This is a genomic window from Croceicoccus mobilis (genome assembly GCF_001661965.1).
Lineage (GTDB): Bacteria > Pseudomonadota > Alphaproteobacteria > Sphingomonadales > Sphingomonadaceae > Croceicoccus > Croceicoccus mobilis.
Genome location: NZ_LYWZ01000022.1, coordinates 332,144 through 349,299, shown reverse-complemented (window position 1 = coordinate 349,299; position 17,156 = coordinate 332,144). Strand labels below are relative to the sequence as shown.

Sequence of the window (17,156 nt, the reverse complement as noted above, 5' to 3'; positions counted from 1 at the left end):
GGTAAACGCCGTTATTGCGTCCCATGCCGGAACATTAACCATTCAGACAATTTCTCTTTGAAACTAAAATACTGAAAAAACGTGAAATTTTCTCAGATGAAGCAAGACGGTTCACACGCGCTCCCCGAATAACAGGGGTTGTTAGAGTTTTTCAGGGCGTAACATGCTGATCTGCCGGGGGTTTTGTTCCGAAGGTTATTAAGATTGACGATTTCCCACGCAAACCGCAAATTCAAGTCAGTCCAAGGGGATGGCGCTGAAGCGCATTTTTCGGGGGGCGCAACATTATTAGGGGGTTGCGCCATTTTACTCGGATTGACCTGCGGCATGGGGGGAAGCCGGAAATAGAGGCCGGAACCTTTACTTATCTACGGATGTGCATCGATCGGAAGATGCACAAGAGGGGAATTGAACCATGAAGACTTTCATCAAGAACTTCGTTGCTGACGAATCGGGCGCTTCGGCGGCTGAATACGCACTGATCATTGCCGTCGTCGGCGTCGGCATCGGCGCTGCGGCGCTGGTCCTGGGCGCGAACGTCGAGCAGGCTGTGGGTAACGCTGCGACTGATGTTTACGAGTGCAACACCGCTACCGGTACTGCCGGTGCTTACGATCCGGCTACAAGCACCTGCTAAGTCGGAAATAAGCAAAAACCCCGCCGTTCCAAATGGACGGCGGGGTTTTTCTTTGCCCACAATCGGGACAGTAAGCACTCTTACACTTTTCCCGGTTAAAGGTGCGTGTTAGGCAATTAATACAACAACCGCGGCTAGGGGGGCGCGCAGGGGATGATTGGCAGAAACTGGATATTCTTGCTCGTCGCCGTGGGGCTTGGCCTCATCGCGGTGGTTTTGGCGAACTCCTATTTCTCGGGCGTCGAGAAAGAGCAGGAGCGGCTTGCCGCCCAGCAGGAAGTCTCCCGCATCGTGGTCGCGACGCAGCCGATGGATTTCGGCGGGGCCATCACGACCGAAAACGTGCGGATGCAGAATTTTCCGTCCACATCGGTTCCGGCCGGCGCATTCTTCTCGGTGGAGGAGTTGATCCAGGGCGGCCATGTCGTCCTGCGCCCGATCGTTCCGGGCGAACCGATCCTTGCCGACAAGCTCAGTGGCCGCGCGGTGCTTTCCGCGAAGCTGCCTGACGGCATGCGCGCGATTTCATTCCCGGTGAATGCGACGACCCAGGTTTCGGGTTTCGTCCGCCCGGCAGATATTGTCGATATCATGATGACCCGCGGCGAGGATGAAAACCGCCGTGTCGAAGTGATCATGGAGAATGTGCAGGTTCTTGCCGTCGACCAGATCGCGAGCGAGAACGCGACCCAGCCCGGTGTGGGCGGCAATGTCACCGTGATGGTCGATCAGTTCGACGCACAGAAGCTTACGCTGGCAAGGCAGATGGGTCAGCTGAGCCTCGCCCTGCGCAATGTTGAGCATCAAGAACCGGGTCCGGGCGTCGCTGTTACGGCGCGCGATATCGGCAGTGGTTATAATCCTCGCCCGCGGGCAGCTTTCGTGTCCGCGCCTTCGCGCGGGCCGTCGGGCCCGGTCATGGCCGGTGGGGGCGCTCCCGCTCCGGCGCGGGCGGCAGGGCCGAGGATGACGGTTATCCGCGGTACCGATACGACCAATTATTCCGTCAGTGGCCTTGGGGGGAGGTGACATGATGAGGAACTATGCAATCGCGGCGGCACTCGCCTTCGCTTCATCGCTGCCTATGGCCGCACCCGCTGCTGCACAGGATTATGGGCTGCACGCCGGCGACCTTGAGGTTCCGATCAACAAGAGCCAGGTCGTCAGCAGCGATCGGGCCATCGGCCGGGCGATGATCGGTAATGCCGAGATCGCGGATGTCCTGCCGATTTCGGATCGCTCGATCTATGTGCTGGGCAAGTCGGCGGGGACGACCAGCCTGACATTGTATGACCGTTCCAATTCGGTCATCGCGATCATGGACGTGACGGTCGGGCCCGATGTCGACGGCGTGCGCAAGGAACTCGCCACGCTGCTTCCCGACGAACAGATCGAAGCACGCCTTTCGGCAGGTTCGGTCATCCTTTCGGGCGTCGTCAGCGACGCAGGCGCGGCCAATCGTGCCGTCCGGATCGCGGAAGCCTTCGCCGCCGAAAAGGTCATCAATCTGCTTTCTGTGGGTGGCAGCCAGCAGGTCATGCTCGAGGTCCGCTTTGCCGAGGTCAATCGCAACGTGGGCAGCCAGCTTGGCGCGCGCGGTTTCGGTACCAGCGACAATGGAAACTTCTCCGTTGCACTGGGCCCCGGTGCGGCGGCAGGTTCGGCTGGCGATCTGTCGGTCACGGCGCCTACAGGCGCATTCGGCATCATTCGCACCTTGTTCGATATCGGCGACCTCAATATCGAGGCTTACCTCGATACGCTGGAAGGCAAGGGCATGGCCAAGACGCTGGCAGAGCCTACGCTGGTGGCGCTTTCGGGCGAACCTGCATCGTTCCTTGCTGGCGGCGAATTCCCGATCCCGGTCGCGGGCGGTGCTGGCAACAACAGCGATGCCGTGACCGTCAGCTTCAAGACTTTCGGCGTCAGCCTTGGGTTCACGCCCACCGTGCTTGGCAATAATGTCATCAACCTTGTCGTTGAGCCTGAGGTCAGCTCGCTTGACGCATCGGCATCGGTATCGGTCAATGGCATCTCGGTGCCGGGCCTTCAGACTCGCCGTGCCAGCACCACGCTGGAGCTGCGCGACGGCGAAAGCTTCGCCATTGCGGGCCTATTGCGCGAAGACATTTCGACGTCCGTTTCGCAGATGCCGCTTCTCGGCTCGATCCCGATCCTGGGTTCCCTGTTCCGGTCGACGGAATTTCAGAAGGGTCAGACCGAACTGCTCATCGTCGTCACGCCGCGCCTGGTAAAGCCGATCCGGCCTGAACAGGTCGTGCTGCCGACAGACCGCGTCGAAGATCCCGATCCGCTCGATACGCATCTCGTGGGCGACGACTACCAGCCGGTGCCTTTGGCACCGCGCGCTCCGGCCTCGAACGCAGGGGAACCCGATTATGAATATTAAGCTGATGGTCCTTTCGCTGGCGGCGCTCTCGACCGGCGGTTGCTCCTATTACGGCAGTCAGGAAGCGGGAAAATTCGACCCAGAGGCGTTCGGCGAAGCCAATCGTCAGACCTTCGCCGCGATGGTGGTCGATCCCGATCCTCAGTATGACGAAGACATGACGACATCCGGTGAAGTCGCTTCCGGTGCGGTCGAGGCATATCGCGAAGGCGAGGTTGAACAGCCGCGCCAGTCCGGTGGCGGCATGGGTGGCGGCATGGGTGGCGGCATGGGCGGCGGTGGCGGCGGCTCGGGCGGTGGTTCGGGCGGTGGCGGCTACTAGTCTGGAAAGGGAAATGGTGTCTGGTCATGCGGGGGAAACTGCGGACATTCGGTAAGGATCAGAATGGGGCGGTCGCTGGAATTTACGCGGTCGCACTGATCGGGCTGATCGCCATCGGCGGCGTCGGTTTCGACTATGCCCGTATGGCGGGCATGGACTCCGAATTGCAGAACGCGGCTGATCAGGCCGCCCTGGCCGCGGCGACCCAGCTGGACGGCGAACTGACCGCCTGCGCCCGTGCGGACAAGGCTGCCGTGAGCCTGCTGGACAATATCACCTTGCTTTCGAATGTTGCGCCTGACGATGGCAGTCTCGCCCGCAATGCCGTTACCGTGAATTCGGGAAATGCGGCCGATGGTGATGAAGAGGATTACTGCGGGAATCGCGGATACATCACCTTCTACAGCTCTTATTCCAATCCGGCCTCCAACACGCTCGCCGGAAACGACGCGGATGCGGCAATCGTGGCCGTGTCGGTGGATTCGCGCACGGCGCGATATGCCTTTACGCCGATTGTCGGCGCAATATTCGCGCGGATGTCGGCACGGGCGGTCGCCAGCATCGGTTCCGCCATCTGCGACGTGCCGCCGCTGATGATCTGCGATCCGCAGCCCGACAGCACTCTTCCCATCACGCAGCGCCTGCTGCCGGGTTATGGCATTCAGGTGACCGGCCACGGCAACAACACGACCAAGACAGGTGGGCAGCCCGACCCGTATGATACCAGTACGCAGGTCAGTTCCTGGGCGCCCGGCGATTTCGGCTTCCTCGAAATCGGCACCGGACAGGTGCAGGACCTGATCCGCGCTCTTGCTTATGACGATCTGCCGTTCGACTGTTCGCCGGTCGGCGGAACGTCGCCTGAAACGGGTAATGCGCAGGGCCTGTATGACGCCATCAACACCCGATTCGACATCTATGATTTCCAGCAGACCACGAACGGCAACAACCCGCTAGCGGCCTGCAATTCGGGGGGGTGCCCTTCGGCGTCCAACACGGTCAAGGACCTGATCCGCGACAGCAACGGCACGACGTCGGCCAATGCCTGCAAGCTGAACAAGAACGGATGGTATCTGCCGCCCAATGAAGAGCAGTTCTGGCCGATCGCATCGACCACGACCTATAACGACATGAACGTCTATAACGACACGTCGAACACGCCGTCGATCACGGCCATGGGCCTGCCGCGCGACAACTGCCATTACGAAAGCTACCGGGGCAACACCGGGACAGATTGCGGCAGCGCAAATGATGACGATAATCGCGTCGGCAATGGCGTGTGGGGGCGCGGCGATTACTGGGCCACGAACCATCCCGGGGTTACGCCGCCCGCAGGCGCCAAGACGATGACCCGTTACCAGACCTATCTGTGGGAGCTTGGGGTCACAGGTTCTCTTCCCACCGCGGGCAAGCAGGTGGCATCACCGCTTTGCAGTACTGCGAAAAACAGCGGTATCAGCAACAGCACGCCCGAACGCCGTGTGCTGACGGTGGCAGTGGTCACAAATTGCTCGTCCTTGTCGGGCAAGTCGACCCCCGTCGAGATCGGCGAATGGATGGACATGTTCCTTGTCGAACCCATCGTCGACGACCGTGAAAACGGATCGGTAAAGGACGGCCTCTACATGGAGGTCATCAACGTCAATCAGCTGGGTTCCGGCAGCACCACGGGGGGGACTGTCCGTAAGGACAAGCCCTTCCTGATCGAATGATCGGGTTCCTGCGCCGTCTGCGCGCCGACCGGCGCGGTGTCGCAAGCGTCGAGATGGCGCTCGCCACGCCGATCGTCTTTGCGCTGATGTTCACGGCCTTTGAAGGCGGCTATTACATGTGGACCGAGCACAAGGTGATCAAAGGCGTTCGGCAGGGCGCCCGCTATGCCGCCCGCCTGCCCTTTACCGGCGTCGATTGCAGCGCGGGAACAATGGCCGGCACCACCGATATCCCGATCGACAATATCAAGAACGTTGTTCGCACGGGAAATCCCGCCGGCACGAGCATTCCCAAGGTGAGGGGGTGGGTGAATTCCAACATCACCATTTCGATCAGCTGCGACAGTGGGACGAAAACCGGCCTTTATTCCGAAGCCGGAGACGGCGCTCCGATCGTGACGGTCAGCACCGTCGTTGCCTATCCGGCGATCATCGGCCTGCTCGGCTTCGACACTCGTAACGTCAAGGTGCGCGCCCAGGCTGAAGCCGCGGTGGCAGGCGTATGATGCGGCTGCGCAACCTGACTGTCGATCAGCGCGGGGCGTCTGCGGTCGAATTTGCCTTGATCGTTCCGGTCATGATCCTGTTCCTGCTGGGCATCATCGATGTCGGACGCTTCATCTGGAACACCAACGAACTGGAAAAAGCCGTCCAGATAGGCGCCCGCTGGGCCGTCGCCACGGATATTATCCCCGGTGACGACACCGCAACCGGCCTCAAGAATTACAGCTTTGCTGTGTCAGGAGGTATCCCCCAAGGTGAAACTGTTCCCAAGAGTTCTTTTCCCGGCGTGAAATGTACCAGTACCGCTGCGGGCGCTGTTACTTGCAGTTGTAAGGTGGCCTGCGGTTTTAGTACTGCAACTAATGGCGACTCATTTGATAATCTTGTTGGCCGCATGAATCAGATTTATGCGGGCGTCGGTAATGAAAACGTCGAAGTGGACTATGACTGGTCCGGATTGGGATACTCCGGAGATCCTTTTGGCAGCGATGTCGATCCTCTGGTAACTGTCACGATCAAGGATGTGGACTTCCGTCCGATCTTTCTTGCAGGAATATTTAACTTTGGTCTGCCAGACTTAAGCTACACCCTGACAATGGAAGATGGTGTCGGCGATTTCTCGAATTAAGGTTGTTTGCAGACCATGAAAAGCGAACTCATCATCGCAAGGAACAGCGGGACCGAACTGCCCATGAAAGCCTACGTTGTCGCCACTCAGGCGCATATCGCACAGCTGGAGGGCGAGGTCGGCGGCCGTAAGACGAGCCAGCTCCACACGCACGCGCTGGCCAGTGACGAGGCTGTGCCATCATCGGTGATCGAGCAGGCCGAGATGCTGGTCCTGCAGATCGATCCATCGAGTGAGGCGTCGCTTTCCCGGTTCGAACAGGTTCGCCACTTGCGTCCTGATCTTCCTGTGCTCGCAGCTGTCGAAGACGCGAATCTTCGCCTTGTCCGCACGCTGCTGCGTCAGGGCGTGACCGATGTGGTCGCACTGCCCTTCGATTTCGAAGAACTGTTCACGCAGGTCATCGAGGCGACGGCGAGTCGCTCGACCAGCGCGATGGACCGGCTCGCCCCGATGGCGAGTGTCGTGCATGCAGTGGGCGGGGCCGGCGCTACGACGGTTCTGACGCATCTGGCCGCAGCCATTGCCGAAAACGGTGCGTGTGGATCGCGTGTCTGCATCGTCGATCTGGACTTGCAGTTTGGCGAGGTGGCAACCCAGCTTGGCCTCTCGCCGCAGCATTCCGTTCTCGACCTGCTAGAGGCGGGAGAACGGCTGGACGGCGATGTCATTCGCGATTCGGCGGTCGAGACGAGGCAGGGCAATTTCGTCATCGCCGCGCCGCCGCAGATTACTCCGCTGGAGGATGTCGATGTCGACCGCCTCTTGCGCATGCTGACGCTGGCGCGCCGTGAATTCGATTATGTGCTTGTCGATCTGCCGGTCAACTGGACGAACTGGTCGCTTTCGGCGGCACTGGCCTGTTCGGAAATGATCATGCTGACGGATCAGAGCATTCGCGGGCTTCGCCAGACCAAGCGCTGCCTCGAACTCTTCGACATGATGGATGTGCCCCGCGATAATTTGCGGCTGGTCGTCAATCGGGTCGAGAAGAAGATGTTCCAGTCGATCGGCGTCCACGAAGTGGCTGATACGCTGCATCGCCAGATCAGCGCGACGATCGCGAAGGACAAGGTCGGGCTCGATTCCGCGCAGGATCAGGGACTGCTGCTTACCGAATTGAACCGCAAGGCGCCGTTCGTGAAAGACATCCAGAAACTGGCCGACCAGATGTGTGACCGCCAGCAGGAGCAAGGCTGATGAAATGGTCGGTGAAGCGCGCAGAGGCTGATTCCCAGCCCGGTGTCTCGGACGGTGTCGGAACTGCGATGCCCGCCCTGCAGACCCTCGATGGTGAGCAGGATCTCAACAAGAAGCGCGCTCTCGACCTCAAGGTCTCGATCCACCGCGCGCTTCTGGAAAAGATCAATCTGTCGGCGCTGGACCAGATCCCGCGAGAGCAGATGCGCACCGAGATCGGCGAGATCATCGGCGAAATTCTCATCCAGCGTCATGAGCCGCTCAACCGATCCGAACGTAACGATCTGATCGACGATGTGATGGATGAACTGCTCGGTCTCGGCCCGCTCGAGCCTTTGCTGCAGGACGATTCGATCACCGACATCCTGGTAAATGGGCCGGAGACGGTTTTCGTCGAACGCAATGGTCTTCTGGAAAAGGTCCCGACCGAATTCCAGAACGACAAGCACCTGATGCGCATTATCCAGAAGATCGTCAGCGCGGTAGGCCGCCGCATCGACGAATCCTCGCCCTTTGTCGATGCGCGTCTTGCCGACGGTTCGCGTGTGAACGCCATCGTGTCGCCGCTTGCTGTCGACGGCTCGCTGCTTTCCATTCGTAAATTCGCCAAGAAGCGGATCGGCATCGAACGCCTGATCGAGCTGGGTTCCGTGCCGGAACCGATGGCGCAGGTCATGCGCGCGGTCGTGGCCTCGCGGCGCAATGTGCTGATCTCAGGCGGCACCGGTTCGGGTAAGACGACGCTGCTGAACGCCATGAGTTCCTTTATCGATCCGCGCGAACGCATCGTCACGATCGAGGATTCGGCCGAACTGCAATTGCAGCAGGACCATGTCGCCCGTCTCGAAACGCGCCCGGCCAATGTCGAAGGCAAGGGCGAGGTTACCCAGCGCGAACTCGTCAAGAACGCGCTGCGTATGCGTCCTGACCGCATCATCGTGGGCGAGGTGCGTGCCGGAGAGGCATTCGACATGCTGCAGGCCATGAACACCGGTCACGACGGATCGATGACTACGGTTCACGCCAATACGGCGCGCGATGCGCTTTCGCGACTGGAGCAGATGATCGGCATGAGCGGCATCGAGATGCCAGCCCGCGCGGCCCGCGCACAGATCGCTTCGGCCATCAACGTGGTCGTGCAGGTGGGTCGTCTGGCTGACGGTCGCCGCCGGGTTCTCAGCCTTTCGGAACTGATCGGCATGGAAGGCGAAACGATCACCATGCAGGAGATCTATCGCTACAAGATCACGGGCCGTGACGAGCACAACAATGTCATCGGCCATTTCGAGGCGACAGGCATTCGTCCCAAGTTCCATGGCGATGCAGTATCGGCAGGAATCACCCTGCCGCCCGAACTGTTCCGCCCAGACTTCGAGATGGGTACATGATCGACGACCTTCTTAGGTGGCTTGCGATCCTGGCCATTGGCGGGACCGTGTTCCTGTTCGTCCAGCTCGGCCTTGATTATACCTTTGCCAAGACGGCGCATACGCGCGCTATCAACAAGCGCCTTTCCATGATCCGCGAGGGGACGAGCCGCGACGAGATCCTAGCCCGCCTGCGCAAGAACACGCCGCAGGATCATGCCAATCTCCCGCCGATTCTTGCAGCGATGCTGCAAAAGCTCGAACGCACGATGATGGCTGCGCAGGTCGGATTCAGCCCGATGCAGATGCTGACCGTGATGGGGTTGGCATTCGTCGTGATTTCGGTGCTGCTGATGCTGTTGATCGGCGGGTCGGGCTTCACCTTTTCTGCCGGTGTCGTGATGCTGGCGCTTGTCCTTGCGGCAACGGCATCCTTCGTCCTGCCGGTCATGGTGCTGTCCGCGATCGCGACGAAACGGCGCAAACGGGTGGAAGAGCAGTTTCCCATTGCCCTCGACGTGTTCGTACGCGCCTTGCGCGCCGGTCATCCGATCGCGGCCGCTCTTGAACTGCTGACGCAGGAGATGGAGGATCCGATCGGCAGTGAGTTCGGCCTTGTTTCCGACGAGGTTGCCTATGGCGCCGACCTTACCGACGCCCTGACAGCTATGGCAGAGCGTTGGGACCTCGACGATATTCGCATGTTTGTCGTGTCGCTTTCCGTGCAAAGCGAGACGGGCGGCAATCTGGCCGAGATCCTCCAGAACCTGTCGGAAGTGATCCGCGCCCGCGCCAGCCTCTACATGAAGGTCCGCGCCCTGAGTTCGGAAGGGCGCATGACAGGGTGGATGTTGACCATCCTGCCGGTTGCCGCGTTCCTTGGCCTGTTCATGGTGAACCCGGAATTCTATCTTTCCGTCGCCGAGGACAGGATGTTCATCATCGGCTTCATCGTGCTGATGACCATGTATGTTGCCGGGTTCTTCTGGATCCGCAAGATCATCGACCTGAAGGTCTGACGCCATGCTCGATTTCATTCTCAACAATCAGGTCGCGCGACTTGCCACGTTGATTGGCCTGTTCGCGATCGTCGCGGCAATCGCCTATCTCGCGATGGGGGCCATGTCACGCCGGGCGCAGATCAGGGCCGGGCTTCAGACCCTTGGCACTGAACGCCGTTCATCGGAAAGCCAAAGCGCGGCCAGCCTTCGCGAATCGAATAATCGGTCCGCCTGGGCGAATCTCGCCGACATGGTTGAGCGAAGCGGTCTCAACCTGACCGATACCAAGAACGAACGCCTGCGCGGCAAGCTGATCGAGGCGGGCTATACCCATCCTTCGGCACCGCGCATCTTTACGCTGGTGCGGCTCGTGCTGCCGTTTATCCTGGTCCTTGGCTTCGTGCTCGTCGTCTATACCCGGCCTGAACCGCCGGGATTCCTGACGATCTATATCTTCGGCTCCGTTCTCGGTTTTCTCGGTCTTTACCTGCCCAATATATTCGTTCAGGCAAAGGCTGACCGGAGGCGGGAGGAGATCGTCAACGGTTTCCCGGACTGTCTCGACTTGCTTCTCGTTTGCGTCGAGGCGGGCCTTGGCATCGAGGCGGGCATGGACCGCGTGGGCCGCGAAATGGTGCAGTCGCATCCGTTGGTGTCGCAACTGCTGTCGGTCGCGGTGCTTCGCCTGCGCGCCGGTGCCAGCCGCGAGGAGGCATTTCGCAAGATGGCGGACATGGCCGGCGTCGACGAGATCCGTTCTTTCACGACTCTGCTGATCCAGTCGGACAAGCTGGGAACCAGCATGTCCTCGACCCTGCGCGTATATGCCGGTGAAATGCGTGAGAAACGCCGCATGCGCGCCGAGGAAAAGGCGCATCGTATCCCGGTGCTGATCTCGATACCGCTGGTCGTGTGCATGCTGCCGACCATGATCGGGGTGCTCATGCTTCCTGCCAGCATTCGTGTGGTGCGGGACATTTTCCCGCTGATGAACAGCTAAGAAATTGAAACGGGGGACTTAGACATGACCATGAACGCACGGCGCGCCAACGGCCGCTTGAAAAGGGCCATCGCTCTAACCGCTCTGGCTGCCGCATCGATGGGGCTTTCGGGCTGCCAGTCCATCTTCGGCACTTCGCATGCCGAGGCCGAGGCAACCAATGTCGACATGGGCGATTATTTCGAAGGGCGGCTCGCCGTCGGCCGTTACTACCTCGAAAAAGGGCTGGTGACGAAAGCGGTCATCGCGTTCCGGCAGGCGTCCTATGATCCCGAATATGCGGGCGAAGCCTATAACGGGATGGCTATCGCCTATGACCGTCTGGGCCGCACCGATCTGGCGCACCGCTATTTCACCATGGCGGTGGCTGCTGCGCCCAGGGATGATCGCTTCACGCGCAATCTTGCCCGGCTGGAAGGCAGCATGCCGATCATGCCCGATCAGCCCGCTACGCAGCAGGTCGAGATGGCGGAACTGGAAATGCCCGTTCCTGCGGCCCGGCAGCGTGAGCATCGCGGGGCGATCACGATTGGTGCGCTGCCGGGGCCGGCAGCGGTGAGTGTCGGCAAGGTCCCGAACAGCTCCGTCAAGGTTGCGAGCCGCGAGGCAGCGGACGCTGCCGCACCCGTGCGGACAGCCTCTCGCCCGGCGATCGTGAAGGTGGGAAGTGCCCAAGCGCCTGCCGTCCGGGTTGAGAAGCGCGAAACCCTGAGCGCAAGCCGGAGCGTGGTGCAGCGTGCCCGACGCAGTGCGCAGGCCCGTCGCGGCTATCCGATCCGCTTCAGCTTCAATGATCAGTGATCGACCTGATCACACAGGAATAGAATATCGTGCAGACTTATCCGGCCGCTTTTCTCGCGGTCTTTTCCATCCTCGCCCTGATCGGGGCGGGGCTGGACCTTCGCAGGCAGATCATTCCGAACTGGCTGAACCTGACGATACTGGTGGTCGGCCTGATCGCCGTGCCGCTGGTATTTGGCTGGACCATACTGCTTTGGGGCCTGTTGCATTTCATCGCTGCGCTGGCGGTTGGCATTGCGCTTTTCGCCATCGGCGTGTGGGGCGGGGGCGACGCGAAATTCTTTGCAGTCTGCGCGCTGTGGATACCGGCGTGGCAGACCGCGGCCTATCTGGTTGGGCTGGCGCTGGCTGGTCTGGTGCTTTTGATCGCTTGGTATTTCTGGTCACTGGCGCGCGGCACAAAGCTGACTAGCAAAAGTCCGCTACCCTATGGCGTGGCGATCGCAATCGGGGGCATCTTCGCCATTGTCTCGAACCCGCTGATGGGCGTGTGGCCTGCCTGACCTGCTGATCAGGCAGGGCCGCCTTGGCCACCGATAGCAGCTCGCGCGGCGAGCACGCCGTCCACCCGGGCCAGAAGCTCGGCGGGCAGGAAGGGTTTCGTCATGTAATCGCTCGCCCCGGCGCGCAGCGCGGCCAGCAGGGCGCTCTGTTCGTGCCCGGCCATCATCATGATGACGGGGATGCCGGCCAGCCGAGGGTCTGAACGTATGTCGGCCAGCGCCTCCATGCCTGAACCGTCAGCCACCGACCGTTCGAGCAGGACCGCATCGGGCCGGCGAAACATCATCCGCTGCCGCAATAATTCGGCCGTTCGGTAATGCGCTGCCGTGTGCCCCTTTGCCGCCAGCAGATCGCACAGCATTCCGGCAAGCATTTCGTCATCGTCCACCACAATCACATAACTCATGTTCCACCTCACGACCCTTGCGATTCCCTGCCAACAAAAGTTACCGCAAGCGTCCCCGGAGTCCTCGCGGCATCGGATCGGGAACGGTGGCAAGGGGATATGGATTTGATCCAGGATGGAGGGATCTCGCTTGAAATCACCGGCGCGCCGGCGCTTCACCCCGCGTAAGCTGGGGATCATGGTTGCGGTCGGACTGCTGCATCTGGTCGCGATCCTCGCGCTCTTGCGCGCTTTCGACATCGACGTGGTGCCGCAGGTGACGCAGACGATCACATCGTTTGCCGTCGATGCACCCGAAGAGCCCGCGCCCCCACCGACAGAGCCTGAGCCTGAGGGCGCCTCTGCTCCGCCTGCGCCCAAGGCGGAGCCCCAGCCCAAGGCCGCGCCAGAACCCAAGGTCGTCGTGAAGCCTGATCCCCCGTTGCCCGTGGTCGTGGCAGATGGGACGGAAAGCCGGTCGGGTGCTTCCGAAGCAGGCGCAGGATCGGGAGGTGGCGGTGATGGCATCGGCACTGGCAGCGGCGGATCAGGCAGCGGCATGGGCGGTGCGCCTATTGCGCGCAGGGCTGTGAAGATCGCGGGCGATATCAATGACGCGCGCGACTATCCGCGCCGCAGTTCGCGCGACCGGCTTGGCACGTCCGTCACGGTATTCTTCGACATCGGCGTGGATGGCGTGCCCCGCAACTGCACGGTCACCAGCCCGTCCGGCGACCCGGAATCCGACCGCATCACCTGCCAGCTGATCGAGCAGCGGTTCCGCTATCGGCCCGCCCTCGATGCTAATGGCAGGCCGGTGCCCGATCGGACCGGGTGGCGTCAGTCTTTCTTTTTATAGACTTAATATTCCGCAAGTGCGAAAACCTGCGCTAATCCTCTTGGGCCGCTTTGTCCCAGCGTTCCGGCGGGTTACCTTGCGGCAAGCCGAGTGATTCTCTCGACGATTTCGCAATCGCGAAGGAACTGCGCCCGGCCATGCCGCGTTAGGCATCTATCGGCTTCTCATATGGGGAATTGGCTTGATGGCAGGCGGAGTTTCGGGGGGCGCAAACGTCAACGGTCATGTGGACGATCCCGGCGGCGTGATCCGCCTCTTCTCCGGCCCGGAAAATGCCACGGCCCGCCGCCGCATCGCCATGATCGGCACCTATGTGCCGCGAAAATGCGGCATCGCGACCTTCACCGGCGATATCGTCGAACAGCTCGGTAAGTTCCATTCCGATATCAGCTGCGATGTCTATGCCATGACCAATCCGGCAAAGCCCGTGGAGCACCACGGAATTGCCGGCGAAATCGGGCAGGACGATCGCGGCGCCTATGCCCGCACCGCACGGCGCATCAATGAAAGCGGTGTCGATGCCGTATGGCTTCAGCACGAATACGGCATCTTCGGCGGCGACGATGGCGAGATGGTGCTGGACCTCGTCGACAGGCTGGCCGCGCCGCTTATCGTGACGCTTCATACCGTGCTGGCCGATCCTTCCGACCGGCAGCGCCGGATCGTCGCCCGGCTGGTGGAGCGAGCCTCGCAGGTCATGGTGATGGCGCGCCATTCGCGCGATCTGTTGATGCAGCTATACGATGTGGGCGATGCCCGCATCACCGTCATCCCGCATGGCGCGCCCGACCGCCCTTTCGGTCGGCAGGAGCAGTTCAAGGCGCAATTCGGCCTGTCGGGCCGGAAGGTGATGACAAGCTTCGGCCTGCTGGGCCCGGGCAAGGGGCTTGAGCGCGTCATCGAAGCATTGCCCGCCATCACCGGGCGCCATCCCGATTTCCTATATCGCATCGTCGGCGCCACGCATCCCAATCTCGTCATCGAGCAGGGGGAGGCTTATCGCGAGCGCCTGCAGGCTCTGGCTGGCGAACTCGGGGTTGCGGATCATGTCGAATGGGTCGACCGCTTTGTCGAAACCGACGAATTGCTCGACCAGCTAGAGGCGAGCGACATCTATGTCACGCCTTATCCCAATCTCCAGCAATCGACCTCCGGCACGCTCAGCTATGCGGTCGCGCTGGGCAAGGCGGTGATCTCCACCCCTTACCTCCACGCGACGGAATTGCTGTCTGATGGCGTGGGTGAGCTGGTCGAACCGCATTCGAGCGAGGCGATAGCGCGGGCCGTGACCGGCCTGCTCGACGATCCCATGGCGCTGGAGGCGCTGCAGCGCCGCGCCTATGCGCGTGGGCGCGAGACGATCTGGCCGCGTTTTGCCGATGGAGTGGCGAAGCTTATCGAGAAGGTCGCGGCCGACGCGCCGCATGGCGGCAAGGCATTGCTGGCGACGCCCGGCCTGTCTTCCTTTTATGGCATGTGCGACGATACCGGCATGATCCAGCATGCCATCGGGCGGGTGCCGGACCGGCGGCATGGCTATTGCCTCGACGATAATGCCCGCGCGCTGATGCTGGTGAACATGGCGGATGCGATGGACGAGGATATCGCCGACCGCCTTTCCGCCACTTTCGCCGCTTTTTTGAACCATGCATGGAATGGCGAGACGAGGCGTTTCCGCAATTTCATGAACTACGACCGCAGTTGGAGCGAACACACCGGTTCCGACGATTCCAACGGTCGTGCCCTGTGGGCGCTGGGCCATACGGCCCTGCATGGCCGGACGGAGGATTTGCGCTGGTGGGCACGCGGCTTGTTCGACGAGGCGTTGCCCGCGTTCGAGGATATCGAATCCCCGCGCGCGCTGGCCTTTGCGACACTGGGGGCGGCCTGCCGCATCGAGGGTGAGCCCGACCACGAGGGCGCACGGGCCCTGCTTCAGCGCAGCGGCGAATTCCTGAACCGCCTGCTGGCCGAATCGCGCAGGCCTGACTGGGCATGGTTCGAGGCGGTTCTGGGCTATGACAATCCGCGCCTGTCGCAGGCGTTGATCGAAGCGGGGCGGATACTCGACCAGGGCGAATGGGCGATGGCGGGGCTTTCCAGCCTGCAATGGATCGCCTCGATGCAGGTTTCGGCCAGCGGGCAGTTCCGTCCCGTCGGCTCCGACAGCTTTTCCCATGCACACGAGGCGCTGCCCTTCGACCAGCAGCCGCTGGAGGCGCAGGCAGCCGTCGAGGCGGCGATGAGCGCCTTTCGCGCCGATGGCACGCAGCGCTGGGTCGATCATGCGCATACCGCCTATCGCTGGTTCCTGGGCCACAATGACCGGGCCGCCGTGCTGGCCGATCTGACCACCGGGGAATGCCGTGACGGCATCACTCCGCGCGGGCCCAATCGCAATTGCGGCGCGGAATCCATTTTGGCGTTTCAATGTGCCCATTATGGCGTGGTAGCTCTCGCCCGTTCCTGCTCCTTCGAGTCGGGAAAAGACATGTTTCCAGCGGGAGATACACTTGAGAACCGGCGACTATCCGAAAAGCCCGCTGCGAATTTCCGATGACAGGCTGCACGCGGATCCATCGCGTGTAGTTCTCAGGCCGTTTCACCTGGGCTGGCAGGCCCGGACCGCCGATGGCAATCGCGCGATGAAGCTGATCGAGGATATCGCATCGCTGTCCGAACGCGCGGCAGAGATCGAATATGGCCGGGTGTGCCATGACTTCCTCGAACGCCACTGGCAGACCGAACAGATGTTCCTGGAACGCTATTCCGAGGTCGAGGAAGTGCTGGGCTTCGACCCGGCGCGGTTTTCCGATCTCAGGAAAAAGCTCATCGGCAGCTATTTCTGCCACGAATATACCTATGCCGCCGCGGCGCTGATGAACCCTTCGATCGTGCCGCATCCCGACCAGAGTGGCATGGCGGGCGATGCCTGTCGCTTCGTCATGAGCCTGCGGGCCGTGGGCGAGGGGCACATCAGCTCGATCGTCTTTCGCGAAGGCATCATGGAAGCGGACGGCAGCTTCCGCCTGTGGCCACAATCGAGCTTTGCCACCGCAGCCGATTCGCGTGATGCGGATCCGGCGGGCGAGGGGCCGGTAGAGGTGTACCGCCATCCCGACTCCAGCCTGTCGAACACGATCATCTTCCCGATCACCGAACAGCAGGCCGGCGGGCTTGAGGATCTGCGCCTTGTCCGTTTCGACCATGGCGATGGCGATTTCGAATGGATCGGCACCTACACCGCCTATTCGGGCCGCTCGATCCGGTCGGAACTGCTACGCACCCGCGACTTCAAGAGCTTTACGCTGGAGCCGATCATGGGGGCGGCGGGCCGCAACAAGGGCATGGCCCTGTTTCCGCAGAAGGTGGGTGGCCGCTATGCCATGGTCGGGCGGCAGGATGGCAAGAATCTGTTCCTCTTGACCTCTGACAAGCTCGATTGCTGGGACGACGAGGGGGTGATGCTGATGGGCCCCAAATACCCGTGGGAGTTCATCCAGATTGGCAATTGCGGCAGCCCCATACTTACCGACGAAGGCTGGCTCCTCTTCACCCATGGGGTAGGTGCGATGCGCAAATATGCGCTTGGCTGTGCCCTGCTGGACAGGAATGACCCGTCAAAGGTCCTCGCACGCTCTTCAGCACCCGTTCTGGCGGCAGAAGATAACGACCGCTCGGGCTATGTGCCTAACGTGGTATATACTTGCGGAGCCTTGAAATTGGGCGAGAGTCTGTTGATTCCATACGGAATATCGGACAGCGCAGTGGGCTTTGCCAGCTGCTCTGTTTCCGAATTGTTATCCATGATGGAGTAGGCTGAGAA

General features: G+C 61.3%; 17 protein-coding genes. 16 read left to right on the top strand and 1 reads right to left on the bottom strand.

Features of this window, described 5'->3' with window-relative positions:
* The first annotated feature begins 415 nt into the window (after window positions 1-415).
* The 13 genes from A9D13_RS21085 (at window position 416) to A9D13_RS09140 (ending at window position 12,085) form a co-directional block, all read left to right on the top strand.
* A complete protein-coding gene (locus A9D13_RS21085; protein ID WP_066772708.1) occupies window positions 416-637 on the top strand; it encodes a Flp family type IVb pilin in 222 nt (73 codons plus the stop codon).
* Window positions 638-790: 153 nt separating this feature from the next.
* Entirely contained in the window at window positions 791-1,666 is an 876-nt protein-coding gene (gene cpaB, locus A9D13_RS09195) for a Flp pilus assembly protein CpaB (RefSeq protein ID WP_066772707.1), read from the top strand.
* A 4-nt stretch (window positions 1,667-1,670) separates the two neighbouring features.
* Window positions 1,671-3,047 (top strand): type II and III secretion system protein family protein, encoded by a 1,377-nt coding sequence (locus tag A9D13_RS09190; RefSeq protein ID WP_229665209.1) that lies wholly within the window; start codon window positions 1,671-1,673, stop codon window positions 3,045-3,047.
* Window positions 3,037-3,369, top strand: coding sequence for a hypothetical protein (locus tag A9D13_RS20960; RefSeq protein WP_156521983.1), 333 nt, complete (start codon window positions 3,037-3,039; stop codon window positions 3,367-3,369). The genes A9D13_RS09190 and A9D13_RS20960 overlap by 11 nt, the downstream gene beginning before the upstream one ends.
* A 26-nt stretch (window positions 3,370-3,395) precedes the next feature.
* Window positions 3,396-5,081, top strand: coding sequence for a TadE/TadG family type IV pilus assembly protein (locus tag A9D13_RS09180; protein WP_066772701.1), 1,686 nt, complete (start codon window positions 3,396-3,398; stop codon window positions 5,079-5,081).
* Window positions 5,078-5,587 carry a TadE/TadG family type IV pilus assembly protein gene (locus tag A9D13_RS09175; protein ID WP_066772699.1) on the top strand — a complete coding sequence of 170 codons (510 nt, stop codon included), beginning with the start codon at window positions 5,078-5,080 and terminating at the stop codon, window positions 5,585-5,587. Before A9D13_RS09180 ends, A9D13_RS09175 begins: the two co-directional genes overlap by 4 nt.
* A complete protein-coding gene (locus A9D13_RS09170; RefSeq protein WP_229665207.1) occupies window positions 5,587-6,213 on the top strand; it encodes a TadE/TadG family type IV pilus assembly protein in 627 nt (208 codons plus the stop codon). The genes A9D13_RS09175 and A9D13_RS09170 overlap by 1 nt, the downstream gene beginning before the upstream one ends.
* A 15-nt stretch (window positions 6,214-6,228) precedes the next feature.
* Entirely contained in the window at window positions 6,229-7,413 is a 1,185-nt protein-coding gene (locus A9D13_RS09165) for a CpaE/TadZ family protein (protein ID WP_066772695.1), read from the top strand.
* 68 nt (window positions 7,414-7,481) lie between these two features.
* Window positions 7,482-8,801, top strand: a complete 1,320-nt coding sequence (locus A9D13_RS09160; protein WP_066773936.1) for a TadA family conjugal transfer-associated ATPase — start codon at window positions 7,482-7,484, stop codon at window positions 8,799-8,801.
* Window positions 8,798-9,799: a type II secretion system F family protein gene (locus A9D13_RS09155; RefSeq protein WP_066772693.1), complete on the top strand. Its 1,002-nt coding sequence runs from the start codon at window positions 8,798-8,800 to the stop codon at window positions 9,797-9,799. Before A9D13_RS09160 ends, A9D13_RS09155 begins: the two co-directional genes overlap by 4 nt.
* A 4-nt stretch (window positions 9,800-9,803) precedes the next feature.
* Entirely contained in the window at window positions 9,804-10,781 is a 978-nt protein-coding gene (locus A9D13_RS09150; RefSeq protein ID WP_066772691.1) for a type II secretion system F family protein, read from the top strand.
* A 24-nt stretch (window positions 10,782-10,805) separates the two neighbouring features.
* A complete protein-coding gene (locus A9D13_RS09145; protein ID WP_066772689.1) occupies window positions 10,806-11,582 on the top strand; it encodes a tetratricopeptide repeat protein in 777 nt (258 codons plus the stop codon).
* A 29-nt stretch (window positions 11,583-11,611) separates the two neighbouring features.
* Complete coding sequence (locus A9D13_RS09140; RefSeq protein ID WP_066772687.1) at window positions 11,612-12,085, top strand: A24 family peptidase; 474 nt, start codon at window positions 11,612-11,614, stop codon at window positions 12,083-12,085.
* A gap of 8 nt (window positions 12,086-12,093) precedes the next feature.
* Here A9D13_RS09140 and A9D13_RS20815 read toward each other — a convergent pair whose 3' ends face one another.
* Window positions 12,094-12,492, bottom strand: a complete 399-nt coding sequence (locus A9D13_RS20815) for a response regulator transcription factor (protein WP_066772686.1) — start codon at window positions 12,490-12,492, stop codon at window positions 12,094-12,096.
* 130 nt (window positions 12,493-12,622) lie between these two features.
* On the opposite strand from A9D13_RS20815, the gene A9D13_RS09130 reads away from it, so the two are divergent.
* The 3 genes from A9D13_RS09130 (at window position 12,623) to A9D13_RS09120 (ending at window position 17,148) form a co-directional block, all read left to right on the top strand.
* Window positions 12,623-13,330 (top strand): energy transducer TonB, encoded by a 708-nt coding sequence (locus tag A9D13_RS09130; RefSeq protein ID WP_172808136.1) that lies wholly within the window; start codon window positions 12,623-12,625, stop codon window positions 13,328-13,330.
* 184 nt (window positions 13,331-13,514) lie between these two features.
* Window positions 13,515-15,890: a glycosyltransferase family 4 protein gene (locus A9D13_RS09125; RefSeq protein WP_066772684.1), complete on the top strand. Its 2,376-nt coding sequence runs from the start codon at window positions 13,515-13,517 to the stop codon at window positions 15,888-15,890.
* Window positions 15,844-17,148, top strand: a complete 1,305-nt coding sequence (locus A9D13_RS09120; protein WP_229665204.1) for a glycoside hydrolase family 130 protein — start codon at window positions 15,844-15,846, stop codon at window positions 17,146-17,148. The genes A9D13_RS09125 and A9D13_RS09120 overlap by 47 nt, the downstream gene beginning before the upstream one ends.
* Window positions 17,149-17,156 lie beyond the last annotated feature (8 nt).

Excerpts from the sequence above, each read along its gene's own strand:
- A9D13_RS21085 (WP_066772708.1), top strand. The coding sequence starts at position 416 with ATGAAGACTTTCATCAAGAACTTCGTTGCTGACGAATCGGGCGCTTCG.
- cpaB (WP_066772707.1), top strand. The coding sequence starts at position 791 with ATGATTGGCAGAAACTGGATATTCTTGCTCGTCGCCGTGGGGCTTGGC.
- A9D13_RS09190 (WP_229665209.1), top strand. The coding sequence starts at position 1,671 with ATGAGGAACTATGCAATCGCGGCGGCACTCGCCTTCGCTTCATCGCTG.
- A9D13_RS20960 (WP_156521983.1), top strand. The coding sequence starts at position 3,037 with ATGAATATTAAGCTGATGGTCCTTTCGCTGGCGGCGCTCTCGACCGGC.
- A9D13_RS09180 (WP_066772701.1), top strand. The coding sequence starts at position 3,396 with ATGCGGGGGAAACTGCGGACATTCGGTAAGGATCAGAATGGGGCGGTC.
- A9D13_RS09175 (WP_066772699.1), top strand. The coding sequence starts at position 5,078 with ATGATCGGGTTCCTGCGCCGTCTGCGCGCCGACCGGCGCGGTGTCGCA.
- A9D13_RS09170 (WP_229665207.1), top strand. The coding sequence starts at position 5,587 with ATGCGGCTGCGCAACCTGACTGTCGATCAGCGCGGGGCGTCTGCGGTC.
- A9D13_RS09165 (WP_066772695.1), top strand. The coding sequence starts at position 6,229 with ATGAAAAGCGAACTCATCATCGCAAGGAACAGCGGGACCGAACTGCCC.
- A9D13_RS09160 (WP_066773936.1), top strand. The coding sequence starts at position 7,482 with ATGCCCGCCCTGCAGACCCTCGATGGTGAGCAGGATCTCAACAAGAAG.
- A9D13_RS09155 (WP_066772693.1), top strand. The coding sequence starts at position 8,798 with ATGATCGACGACCTTCTTAGGTGGCTTGCGATCCTGGCCATTGGCGGG.
- A9D13_RS09150 (WP_066772691.1), top strand. The coding sequence starts at position 9,804 with ATGCTCGATTTCATTCTCAACAATCAGGTCGCGCGACTTGCCACGTTG.
- A9D13_RS09145 (WP_066772689.1), top strand. The coding sequence starts at position 10,806 with ATGACCATGAACGCACGGCGCGCCAACGGCCGCTTGAAAAGGGCCATC.
- A9D13_RS20815 (WP_066772686.1), bottom strand. The coding sequence starts at position 12,492 with ATGAGTTATGTGATTGTGGTGGACGATGACGAAATGCTTGCCGGAATG.
- A9D13_RS09125 (WP_066772684.1), top strand. The coding sequence starts at position 13,515 with ATGGCAGGCGGAGTTTCGGGGGGCGCAAACGTCAACGGTCATGTGGAC.